Consider the following 12,385-nt stretch of genomic DNA (forward strand, 5'->3'; position numbering starts at 1 on the left):
AGCACTATAAATATAAGATCATTCATACCTTAAGATCTGAGCAGGTCGAATACTCGCAGCTTTATATGTAAGGCCCGCCACGGTTAACCAAGTGATTAAACTGATAAGCAAAGAAGCAACCATATAAACCCAAATACTTTGCGTAACACTTTGCTCAAAACTCGCTAGCCAATCACTCAATATCAAGAAGCAAATAGGCCAAGCAATCGCACATCCAAATAACACCAACATCATAAACTCTTTAGCGAGTCCATTAATGATCACCAAACGACTTGCCCCTAGTACCTTACGAACAGCCACCTCTTTTTGACGCTGCTTAACAATAAACCCTGTTAAACCAAACACGCCCATCAAAATTAGGATCAATGAAATAACACCACCGATAGCCACCACCTCAGATAATTTTTGTTGCTCACGATAAAGCGCTTGATAGTCATCTTCAAGTAAGGTGATGTCGACAGGTGCAATGTTCAAGCGCGCTTTAACGAAGTTTTGTAAATCGAGTTTTAGTTGGGCATCGTTCGGGTTTTCAACTTTAACCAGCAGCGAATATGTGCCGCCTACACCCAAACCATTCACAAACACCACTGGGGCGCCTTGATGATTGACTGGCCCAACTTTTATGTCTTTAACCACACCCACTATGGTGCCTGTTGCATTCGAAAATGGTCCGGCAAAAAATGAGATTGGTTTACCAATCGCATCTTCTGGGCTGTTGAACCCCAACGTATTGAGTACAGATTCAGGCACGATAATACTGCCTTGCTCGGTGTCTCGATTGAATCTATCTGATGCAAACTCGTCAGAAAAATCGCGACCAGCTAATAAGGTTAACCCCAAAGTTTCAACCACTTTACCATGTACCCCAGCAAGCGAAAGCGACAACGGTGTATCTGGTGTTTGAGGGAGCTTAACGAAGAGACCAGCGTTGGTAGACTGTGTGATTGAGAAGTCCATGGCCACACTGGCTGTCACACCAGGAATAGACTCAATGCTTGCCAAGAGTGATGCGCTTTGCTCTCCATATAATGCTTTTTGCGGCATATTATTGATCACTAGTTGCTGCGACTTTTGATAATTCACAGGTAGAGAGTGTAAAAAATGCAGTTGCTTACTCAACATCATGGCGCTTATTAGTAAACCCACCGACAAGCCCATTTGCAGCAATAATAAAGCCTTTCTGATCCACATACCTTGTCGACCTTGTTTTAGCTCACCATTCAGAATGGCTTTGGTGTTAAATCCTGCCATGTACATACTCGGGTATAAGCCCGATAACACACCAATCCCTGTTGCCAGCGCAAATACCTGTCCCAACCAAATCGGCCATTCTAGTGCTGGCAATGGACGGCCAATCAGTTGCATAAAACTAGGTAAAAATAACTCAACCAACACAGAGGCCACTAACATAGCGAACCATGCCAACAAGATAGACTCACTCATAAACTGGGTGATCAGTTGAGCGCGCGTCGCGCCCATGGCTTTGCGTACACCAATCTCTTTGGCACGATTAGAGGACTGCGCGACACTGAAGTTGATATAATTCACACATGAGATGATTAATAAAACCAACGCCATAACTGCACAGATCGTCACAGATGTGGCGTCTCCGCCTATTTTCATATCTTGGGCAAAATTAGGTCCTAAATGAATGTCTTTGATAGGTTGCAACCAATAATGAATGTTTTGCCATTGCCAAATTTGCGCATAGATTTCTGTTGCCGACTGCGCAACCAATTCCATATTTGTATTAGGTAATAGCGCAACATAAGTGTGCATTACATTACCGCGAATGCCCATAAAGGGTTCGATGCTGGTTAATGAGTGAAAATAAAAATGACTATTCACAGGGAGGTCAGCAAACACCGCACTAACCGAAAGCAGTCGATTGTTCCTTTGTAGCTTTAAGGTACGGCCTATTACCTTATCTGGCGTAGCAAAAGCCCCAAACAAGCGCGTAGCTTCAGATCTTGATAACGCTATTTTTTCGGGTGTATTCAGAGTTGTTGTAAGATCGCCTGCCAGCACATCAATATTGACTAACTTGGCTAGGTTTGGGGTGGCAGCGTAGTTTGCAGCGAGCTGAAATGCATTATTGCCAATCGCTACTTTATCATCACTGACCATTTGCGTTCTCAATAAATAAAAAACCGACTCTACGCCTGGAATATCGAGCAACTGCTGATGTGCCCTTGGGGTGGTAAGAATATATTTGTTGCCATTCTCTTGAGCATGCATCACCAGTCGATAATGGTTTTTTTGATCCGGCTGGCCTTGTTCGAAAGACAGCTCATGCTGAATAAAAAGTCCAATCAACATCAGCATGGCCATGCCTAAACTTAACCCAACCAGACTCAACAAGGCGTGTTGTTTATGCTGCGCAAAACTTCTTAAAGCGGTCGTAATATATGACACTAACATATTGGGTTCCTTTTTGACTGCTGCATATCTGAGTTGTTATTCATAACGTAAAATTTCTGATGGACGCGCACTGGCCGCTTTAAATGCCAACGCTGCAACGGTGAGCCAAGTGAACCCAGCCACTACTAGGCCAGCTAAGCCATACGCCCAAATGGTTTGTTCAATACCGTCGTTAAAGTCTTGCAGCCAGTTATCCATGAGCCAATAAGCAAATGGTAAAGCTATTGCCGCTGCTGCAAGCACTATGATTAGAAACTCGCGGGCGAGTAGATTCACTAAACTGAAGCGTGTTGCCCCGAGCACTTTTCTTATTGCTAATTGCTTTTGCTGACGTTTTGCTGCAAATGCTGCGAGTCCAAATAAACCTAAACAACTTAAAAGCATCGCCAGCACAGAGAAGTTTCGGATGAGCACAAACAAGTCTTGCTCGTTGCGATAAACTTTAGCCAAGTCTTGCTGCATCAGACTAAATTGCGGATCGGCAGTTAAATTAAACTGCTTTAATAGTTGGCGTAACTGATTAAATAACTTAGGAAAGTTTGCTTGTTCGGTGCTTATCACCAATCGAACTGTTGATTGCGAGCTGTACCCTGCTGAAAATGACACAGGCAACCAATCATCTTTCGCCGACCCCACTTTGATGTCTTTTACTACACCGACAATGGTTGCATTGATGTTGCGGTAAAGCCCCTGAACTTGCAGTCCCACCACTTCACTCACATTGTCATAGCCTGCGCGTTTGCCCATTTGTTCGGTCACCAAAATAGCCATTGCCTGAGGTGCTTCTTCATCTGGCTGATCACCTGACGCTTTATTTACATAGTGCAGCCAATCGCTCTGAAACTCTGGTAAAAAGTCTCGGCCAGCGAGTAGTGTTAGACCTAAGGTTTCGACGGCATGAAAACCAGTGCCGATAGTAGGTGGCAATTCGCTTTCTTCGTAGCCGTTTGGCCAACGGAAATAAAAGCTTTCTAAAATGCTGTCGGTTAAGTCAGTATCGGTTGTTGTAACTTGGGTAACGCCTGACAGCGCACGGATCTCATTGAGTATTGCATGCTCTTTTTCCATGAGTTGCTTGCTGCTTAAATCGTGTATCACAATGCGATCAGTCGCGTCATAGCCTACTGACAAGCTTTGTAAGAAAGACAACTGCTGCAAGCTCACCAAAGTACAAACAATCAAGGCCATAGCCATCGCAGACTGAAAGACCAATAAACCTTTGCGAACCAGCTGGCCTGCTTTTAATTGCCCGGCAAGCAATGAGTTTAACGGTGCGCGTGCGACACAATATGCAGGATAAGCACTTGAAATGAATGCTAATAAAACGGTTATAGCTATGATCAGCGCAAACTCTGAAGCTCCCCACACTAAGTCGAGTGGTCGATTTGCAAAGTCACTAAAACTTGGCAAAAGCAGTTCAACCCAACACACCGCAAGTAATGTGGCACACATCACCATCAATAAGGCTTCTAACAAGAATTGGGCTATGAGCTGACGCTTGCTCGCCCCCAAAGTCTTACGCATGGCGATCTCTTTGCTGCGATACAACAATTGCGACACCGCTATATTGATGTAATTGGCTGCGGCAATGGCGAGTAATAAAACACTCAGTACCACACTCAAAGTGACTAAAAAAGCAGAACCACCCGTTTTTAACTCAAATGGCGAATGGGCTTTAAAGTAAACCTCTCGCATAGGCACTAAACGGTATTCAAGCTGACTGTTTTTAAGTTGGTATTTTTCAATGAGTCGGTCAGCTAACTGCTTTTCTATCGCTTTTAAATCAGCATTGTGTAGAGTTTTGAGGTAAATATAGCTAGAAATATCGCTATATTCTGTGAAATCAATTGGCACTAAAGCGTGAAACAAAAAGTGACTATTATCAGGTAAGTTCTCAAAAATGGCTTTAACGGTAAAACGTTTTGCCTCGATTAGTATCGTTTGCCCGAGTGCACCTTCTGCACTGCCAAATAGTCGTTCTGCTTCACTGTGACTCAAAGCAATCTGCAGAGGTGCTGAAAGAGCCGCTTCAAGGTCGCCTAAAATCACAGGGATATTTACAAAATCACGAATATTCTTCGCTGTACCGTACAGACTGTTTAGCTTAAATGCCTGATCAGCAATTTTTATATGCTCAGATAACAAACCACTATCGACTACATCAGCAAGAATAAAAAGATCGGCGACATCACTTCGTGTTGTTAAAGTTTGCGCTATGTTCACCATAGTCAGTGGAATTTCTTCTAGCCCTGGTACATTCACATCAACATGCAAACGATATACTTGCTGATGATCGGGCTGCATTTCATCAAACGACAATTCATACTCAGCAAATAATGCCACCAGAAGTGCAGCTGCCAAGCCAATGCTTAACCCAAAGACATTCAATAGCGAGTACAACTTGTGTTGTTTAAATACTCGAAATGCTGTTGTTACATGTGATATCAACATATCTCACCCATTAGACCTTGCTCTCACCCAAAAATGGCCTATCAGTTACACCGATAGACCATGGTTGTGGCTAGACAACACTTTTGAAATTATTCATAACGTAGAATTAACGAAGGACGGGTGCTGGCGGCTTTGAAAGCAAGGCTTGCCACAGTAACCCAAGTGATACCTGCAACAACTATTGCTGCGATGCCATATACCCAAATAGCTTGATCTATGCGGTCATTAAAGTTGGCTAACCAGTCACCGACCAGTAAGTAAGTTACTGGGTAGGCAATGGCGATACTCACTCCGACTAACACTAAGAACTCTTTCGCTAAAATGTTTACAATGCTGATACGTGATGCGCCTAGCACTTTACGAACCGCGACTTCTTTTTGACGACGCGCTGCAGAGAATGACGCTAATCCAAACGTACCTAAACAAGTTAAGAACACCGCAAGGCCTGTAAAGATAAGCACCACTTGTGATACACGCTGATCGCCTTTTAATACTTCTTTATAGCTGTCTGACAGCAATTCGATTTTAGGTTCGAACACATTGGCATGTTGAGCTAAAATTCCTGCAGCTTGCTGTCTAATACTCAATGCATTTTGTGGATTTACCGTTAACACCACTTCTGAGGTAGGATTTAAGTAATTGAAGCCAAGCAGGAACATAATGTCTGTATTGGCATTTTGTGCATTACCAATCTTTACATCAGCAACCACACCAACCACGCGCATATCAACATTACGACCAATATCTTTGATTGATTTACCTATAATATCGGCGACATTGGTAAAGCCTGCTTGCTTTGCCACCGTTTCAGTTACAATCGTGCCAACATGTGTGATGCCATCAACTCTGTTCGCCCAATCACCAGCAAACTCACGGCTAAAGTCACGCCCAGCCAGTAATTCTAAACCTAGGCTTTTAACAACTTCAAAGTTAGTACCAACCACTGGAGTAATACCACCCGATGCTTCGCCATTTGGCCATGTTGGTCTCAGCGTGTTATTGATAGAACGAGTTAGTTGTGTGTCGATAATGCCTACATGTTGCACCCCCTCAATCGCAAGTAATTTATTAACGACTGTACTTGGCTGCTGAGTGAATACTTGACCAACTGGCACTTCAGAAATGACTAAACGCTGCGCTGTTTGATAGCCTAGTGGCAAGTTTTGTAGATGCGATAATTGCTGTAGTAATGTAGCAGAGCCAATGATCAACCCTATTGCTAAAGAGGCTTGAAAGGTAAGTAAGCTTTTACGAACCCAAATCGCTGTACTGCCACGCTGTAAATCACCACTTAAAACACGCTTGGCACTGAATGATGAAATAAAGAACGCAGGGTATAGACCTGCCAACACACCCACAGCAATCGCAACAACCACAATACCCGCGCCAAAGCTTGATACATAGTTAAGCACTAATTCGCGATCAACAAGGTTATTAAAGCTTGGCATAACCAATTCAACTAACACACAAGCAAGCACCATAGACAGTACTGCAACTAACACAGATTCAGACAAAAACTGGCTTACTAACTGGGTTTTGCTTGCACCCAATGCTTTACGAACACCCACCTCTTTTGCGCGCTTCGTCGATTGCGCTACTGTCATATTGATAAAGTTAAAACTAGCAATCAAAACAAGTAAAATGCTTAAGCCAACACAGATAGTTACCACTTGCTTAGTGCCACCCGTTTTCATCTCAAATGGTGATTTAGCGGTTAAATGCAGGTCGAGTATTGAGTGTAGCTCTATAAATATCTTACCTTTGAAATCACCAGTAAATGCCTGTTCGGCTAATTGTCGCTCTAGCGCTGGAATATCAGTACCAGCTGTCAATTTTAAATAAACATAATGAGACGTTTGATATAACTTTTCAGAAATATGTTCTGAATATACTAGGGCTTGAAAACCAAAGTGTGTGTTGTCAGGTAAGTCCGCAAAAACCGCTCTGACTGTATAACTGCCTTTTGCATGATTTAAAGTCTCACCAACGACATTCACAGTGCCGAAGATGCGAAGCGCTTCAGATTCGCTCAACGCTAAGCTGTTAGGGGTACTCATGGCTTCTTTAATGTTTCCAGCAAGCACATCTATGGCAATAAAGTCTTCAATATTTGCGGTTGCAGCGTAGAGATTATTAAGCTTGAATCCCTCATTATTGTGCTTCACATCTACTTCAGCTTCACGAGTAAACTCGACCATTTTTAACGCAAATACATCTTCTACTTGGCTAAAATCTAATGCCTGTGTACCCCGTGTGTAACTATAAATAGGGATAGTACCCAAACCCAGTTTTGAATAATCTTGAGCCACTCGATAAACACGATCTGCATCAGGTTGCTGTTTATCAAAGGACAATTCGTTTTTTGCAAACAATGCCACTAAAATTGCCGCTGCCAGGCCCACACTTAAACCAGTTACATTTAATAAAAAGTGTTGTTTTTGTTGCTTAAAGGCACGAAGTGCCGTGATTAGGTAATTAAATATCATAACTATGCAACCTCGCTTTCTAGTCCATGAGGAACACTATTGGCTTTATCTAACATGATTTGGCCATCCAATAGACGCACTAAACGGTCAGCGTACGCGCCTTCTTTTTCTGAGTGAGTCACCATGATCACCGTAGTGCCTTCACGGTTTAATTCACGCAGCATGGTCATCACTTCTTCACCGTTTTTAGAATCGAGGTTACCGGTTGGTTCGTCGGCTAAAACCAGTTTAGGGTTGATCACTAAAGCACGGGCAACAGCCACACGTTGCTGCTGACCGCCAGATAGTTGCTGCGGCAAATGATCTGCACGGTGGTCGATAGCAACACGTTTTAAGATAGCTTCAACACGCTGTTTTCGCTCACTTTTAGAGATATTTTGGTATTGCAGTGGCAGCTCGACGTTTTCGAATACTGTAAGTTCGTCAATCAGGTTAAAGCTTTGGAATACAAAGCCAATTGAAGCTTTGCGTAATTGTGATAACTGCTTTTCGCTAAAGCCCGCGATGTCGGTACCATCAAAGTCAAAGCTACCTGAACTCGGTGAATCCAACATGCCTAAAATAGACAGCAGCGTTGACTTACCACAGCCAGAAGGGCCCATGATGGCAACGAACTCGCCTTGTTCTACAGTTAAATTAATGTCGTTTAAAGCAGTTGTTTCTACGTCTTGAGTACGGAATACGCGATTTAAATTAGTTAATTTGATCATGGGTCTGGTCCTTAAAATTTTAATGTCTGTGCTTTGTCGAAGTTGCTGTAGCCTGAGGTGATCACTTGCTCACCCACATTTAAGCCATCAAGCACTTCATAATAATTTTGATTTTTCTTGCCTAAGCGAATGGAACGACGCTCTGCTGTTGTACCATCGCTTGATAGTACGTATACCCAGTTACCGCCTGAACTGGTAAAGAATGCGCCGCGTTTTAGTAATAATGCGTTGTCTTTGTTGCCACCTAGCATCAACTCAACGTCGATACTTTGGCCACGTTTAATATCTTGTAGGCCACTTGGTAGTGCTACTTCAACCTGAAACTGCGACTGGGTTACGCGGCTGTCTATTTTGCTCACTGTAGCCATCACGCTGCCACCATCTAAGTGCACGTTGACGTCCATGCCCTTTTGAACTTGGTTTAAGTAGAATTCATCTAAGCGCACAACTAATTTGTATTCATTTGGAATATCGATTTGACCAAGGCGAGCGCCACGACTTTTTGATTCACCCATTTCTACATCAAGCTCACTCAAGTAACCCGACACAGGCGCTTTTATTAATAAGTTATCTAAGTTTGCACGGGCAAACTGTAAGTTTTTCTGGAGCATTTCAGCGCTGTCTTCTAGCTGCTCTACTTGCACCTTACGAATTGAGTTTTCTTGCTTTTGACGCTCTAAGGTCAGCTCTTTTCTCGCTTTGTAGTAAGCTAAATCTTCTGAAATCTCAGAAAGTCTATCTTGAGCTAACACTCCGCGATCAACCAGCGGCTTAGATTGCTTATAACGACGCTCTAAATGGGTAATTTGTAAATCGATTTCTAATAAGTCACGACGCAGGTTTAAACGACTGGTTTCCATGTTCATTTGTGTGTTGCGTAAGAAGTTAAGCTGCTCAGTCACCTGCGCTTCGCGGCTCATCACGTCTAGTTGTAAGCTTGTGTTACTCAAACGCACCAAAGGCTGGCCTTTAGTTACATAAGTACCCTGCTCAACCAAACGCTCTTCAACCTGTCCGCCCGCTATAGTGTCTAGGTAAATTGTTGTTTTTGGTACAACCTGACCACGAAGACTTAACGCATCTACAAACGCGCCTTGTTCAACAGCATTAATGGTGACACTACTTAGTGATAAGTTTTGACTGCGACCCGATGATGAGTCTGTAAATGCAAATGTCGCAGCTGCAATACTCAGCAGCACACCTGCAGCCACTGCTGTTTTAAGATGTTTTTGTAATCCTGAGCGTTCAATTTTCTTATCCATAGCACACCTCTAAATCGTTGAGAGTTTGGTCGATGTTCGTTTCGACAACTAAGACATGATGTCCAAATATGCCAGAGATGTTTCAAACACTATGCCAACTTTTAAAGGCTTTAAAATCAATAGCTTATAAAATTTACTGTTTTCTAAAATAATTATACTGTCCGGAAATAGAACACATCAAAACTCGCTATGTGTCCATTTTTGAACACATTAATAGACGCACTGTCATTAAATAAGGTAGGCTAGAAAGAATAAAAAAGGCCAAGATCAGGCAAAGGCAAGGACCATGACGCAAACAGCCAAACAAGCTGGACACATTTTAATTGTCGACGACAATACTGATATTTTAATCGCAGCTAAACTGCTACTAAAAAAGCACTATCAAAAAATACACACCACAGATAACCCATTTGATATTGAAGAGATCGTAAAAACGCAGCCTATTGATGTGATCTTACTCGATATGAACTTCAGTCAAGACGCCATAAGCGGTAAAGAAGGGTTTTATTGGTTAAAGAAAGTCGTTGAACAAGACCCCAGCATTGCAGTGCTTCTAATGACTGCGTATGGCGATATTCAATTAGCCGTTGATGCCATTAAAGCCGGCGCGGCTGATTTTGTTGCCAAACCATGGCAAAACGACCAACTATTAGGGGCCGTCGCGGCCGCTTATGCGCACGCCCAAGACAAACAGAAAGTTGGTCAACTGACTCGCCAAACACAAGGATTAAATCAAGCACTTAACCAAGGGGCGAGCGGAAAAAACTTCGACTTCTTAGGCAAAAGTGCGGCCATGCAGCAAGTATTTAGCACCATTGAAAAAGCCGCGTTAACCGATGCCAATATTTTAATCACCGGCGAGAGTGGTACAGGTAAAGAACTCGCTGCACATGCCATTCATCAAGCGAGTTTACGTCGCGAAAATGCACTAATTAGCTTAGACATGGGTGCAATTGCTGACAACTTATTTGAAAGTGAACTGTTCGGTCATAAGAAAGGCGCGTTCACCGATGCCAAAGCAGACAAAGTCGGTCGTTTCGAGCTCGCCAACGAAGGCAGCCTATTTTTAGATGAGCTTGGCAACTTGCCACTGAGCCAGCAAACCACCTTATTAGCCGCGCTACAAAACCGTCAAGTCACCCCCGTTGGCGGTAATAAAGCCATAGATGTGAATATTCGCCTCATTTGTGCCACTAACGACAACTTACAACAAGCCGTAGACGAAGGGCGCTTTAGGCAAGATTTATTTTATCGCATCAACACCATTGAAATACGTTTACCACCGTTGCGTGAGCGTAGTGAAGACATTCCGTTACTAGTGAATTATTATCTCGAGCACTTCTGCCACAAATACAAACGCACATTAACTGTCAGTGACGCCGACATGCAAACCTTGAGCGCCTACCCTTGGCCGGGTAACGTGCGAGAACTGGCCCATGCCATTGAACGTGCCGTGATCTTAAGTGAGTGTGAGCTTCTCGATATCAGCACTGTGGTTGGCCAAGTAACTACCACCGCGCCAAACAGTCAAGCTGAAATAGCACTAAGCGAGAGCGATCAATTGATTAATGCAGACACCTTCAACCTAGAAGAACTCGAACATCGCACCGTTCGCGCTGCATTAAAGCACTATCAGGGTAATGTATCGCAGGCGGCCAAAGCGCTGGGCTTAACTCGTGGTGCCATGTATCGCCGCCTCGAAAAATACGACTTATAACCGGAGCTAAGTATTTTGAGTTACTTCACGAAGCACCCTACAACGGTATTTTTTGCCACCATCTTGTTTCTTTGCGTGCTGATCACCACCAGCACAAACTTGTATATACAAGATGGTTTTTCTGCGACTTTACTACTTTTAAGCTTATTTTCATGTGCAACTTTTTTCTCGTTAATTTCGCAATTTAATAAACAAAACAGACACATGAGTTTTGTTTTAAAGTCTCTGGCGAATGGCGATAGCTCTCTAGGTTTAAGTAAATATCACCCTATGCATAGTCACCTTGAGGAGATTAAAGAAAACATTCAGAGCGCGCGCTTTAATGCCGAGCAACAGGCGCACTTTTTACAGGCTTTATTAGTGCATATTGATTTAGCCGTCGTGGTGTGTGACGACACGGGCGACGTGATCGAATCAAACCCTGCCGTCGCCAAATTGCTCGGTAAAGCAGTTCGCCACTGTGACGATTTGGCCCATATCACGCCTTTAGTCGAAAACTGTGAACGCGGCCTCAAAACCATTGCCAATTGGCAACATGGTGAACAGCAAGACACCTTGTCTATACAAGTTAGCATTGCCCATATTCAAGGCAAAATCCGCAAAATTATTACTTTGCACTCGATTCGTGATGCCCTGCAAAACAAAGAGCAACAAGCCTATAAGCGGCTTACCAAAGTACTCACTCACGAAGTTGCCAACTCCATCACGCCGCTCGCTTCCATTGCGCAAAGTTGTGAAGGTCTTTTACCTGAATCGCTCACCTTTGATGATGAAGAAGACAAAGACGATTTAGCCATGGCGCTAAAAACGCTGGCAAAACGCACCGAATATTTAGGTGACTTTATCGGTCGCTTTAGAGAAGTCAGTAATTTACCTGCACCCAAGCTTAACCCTGAGCAACTTGCTCCATTGGTTGAAGGCGTATTTCAGCTCCATCAACAAACTTGTAGTACTGCCTGTATTGACTTTCAGCTCGACGTGTCACACTCACAACTTACTATGTTAGATAGCGCACAGATAGAGCAAGTACTTATTAACTTAACCAAAAACGCCATTGAAGCTGTGCAGCAAAACAACAGCGATTCTTCAGCAAGCGTGCAATTAAAAACTGGCTGTAATAAAGCTGGTCAACACTATGTTGAAGTCAGTGATAACGGCCCGGGCGTAGCAGAGCATGTGGTCGACATGATGTTTGTACCGTTTTTTACTACTAAGCAAAAGGGCTCGGGCATCGGTTTGAGTCTTTCAAGGCAGATTATGCTGAACCATGGTGGCGACCTCATTTACATCCAACGTGAGCAAGGCGCTTGTTTTAGGTGCGTATTTGGATGATCGAGC

General features: G+C 43.4%; 7 protein-coding genes. 2 read left to right on the top strand and 5 right to left on the bottom strand.

Annotation, left to right across the window (positions count from 1 at the left end):
• Window positions 1-18 precede the first annotated feature (18 nt).
• The 5 genes from ACGHEH_RS13925 to ACGHEH_RS13945 all read right to left on the bottom strand — a co-directional run bounded on the left by ACGHEH_RS13925 (window position 19) and on the right by ACGHEH_RS13945 (window position 9,330).
• Window positions 19-2,421, bottom strand: coding sequence for an FtsX-like permease family protein (locus tag ACGHEH_RS13925; RefSeq protein WP_390446335.1), 2,403 nt, complete (start codon window positions 2,419-2,421; stop codon window positions 19-21).
• 36 nt (window positions 2,422-2,457) lie between these two features.
• The gene (locus ACGHEH_RS13930; RefSeq protein ID WP_390446337.1) at window positions 2,458-4,872 is read right to left on the bottom strand and encodes an FtsX-like permease family protein; all 2,415 of its coding nucleotides are present in this window, start codon (window positions 4,870-4,872) and stop codon (window positions 2,458-2,460) included.
• Between the two features lie 89 nt (window positions 4,873-4,961).
• Entirely contained in the window at window positions 4,962-7,358 is a 2,397-nt protein-coding gene (locus ACGHEH_RS13935; RefSeq protein ID WP_390446339.1) for an FtsX-like permease family protein, read from the bottom strand.
• A 2-nt stretch (window positions 7,359-7,360) separates the two neighbouring features.
• Entirely contained in the window at window positions 7,361-8,068 is a 708-nt protein-coding gene (locus tag ACGHEH_RS13940) for an ABC transporter ATP-binding protein (RefSeq protein WP_390446341.1), read from the bottom strand.
• Between the two features lie 11 nt (window positions 8,069-8,079).
• Window positions 8,080-9,330, bottom strand: coding sequence for an efflux RND transporter periplasmic adaptor subunit (locus ACGHEH_RS13945; RefSeq protein ID WP_390446343.1), 1,251 nt, complete (start codon window positions 9,328-9,330; stop codon window positions 8,080-8,082).
• 286 nt (window positions 9,331-9,616) lie between these two features.
• On the opposite strand from ACGHEH_RS13945, the gene ACGHEH_RS13950 reads away from it, so the two are divergent.
• Together ACGHEH_RS13950 and ACGHEH_RS13955 are read left to right on the top strand one after the other, a co-directional pair.
• Window positions 9,617-11,047 (top strand): sigma-54-dependent transcriptional regulator, encoded by a 1,431-nt coding sequence (locus ACGHEH_RS13950; protein WP_390446345.1) that lies wholly within the window; start codon window positions 9,617-9,619, stop codon window positions 11,045-11,047.
• 204 nt (window positions 11,048-11,251) lie between these two features.
• A complete protein-coding gene (locus tag ACGHEH_RS13955) occupies window positions 11,252-12,379 on the top strand; it encodes a sensor histidine kinase (RefSeq protein ID WP_390446347.1) in 1,128 nt (375 codons plus the stop codon).
• Window positions 12,380-12,385 lie beyond the last annotated feature (6 nt).

The sequence above is a fragment of the Pseudoalteromonas sp. MTN2-4 genome (genome assembly GCF_042848605.1).
Taxonomy (GTDB): domain Bacteria; phylum Pseudomonadota; class Gammaproteobacteria; order Enterobacterales; family Alteromonadaceae; genus Pseudoalteromonas.

Bases quoted from the DNA above. Each gene is read 5' to 3' on its own strand.
- ACGHEH_RS13950 (WP_390446345.1), top strand. From the start codon at position 9,617: ATGACGCAAACAGCCAAACAAGCTGGACACATTTTAATTGTCGACGAC.
- ACGHEH_RS13925 (WP_390446335.1), bottom strand. From the start codon at position 2,421: ATGTTAGTGTCATATATTACGACCGCTTTAAGAAGTTTTGCGCAGCAT.
- ACGHEH_RS13930 (WP_390446337.1), bottom strand. From the start codon at position 4,872: ATGTTGATATCACATGTAACAACAGCATTTCGAGTATTTAAACAACAC.
- ACGHEH_RS13935 (WP_390446339.1), bottom strand. From the start codon at position 7,358: ATGATATTTAATTACCTAATCACGGCACTTCGTGCCTTTAAGCAACAA.
- ACGHEH_RS13945 (WP_390446343.1), bottom strand. From the start codon at position 9,330: ATGGATAAGAAAATTGAACGCTCAGGATTACAAAAACATCTTAAAACA.
- ACGHEH_RS13940 (WP_390446341.1), bottom strand. From the start codon at position 8,068: ATGATCAAATTAACTAATTTAAATCGCGTATTCCGTACTCAAGACGTA.
- ACGHEH_RS13955 (WP_390446347.1), top strand. From the start codon at position 11,252: ATGAGTTTTGTTTTAAAGTCTCTGGCGAATGGCGATAGCTCTCTAGGT.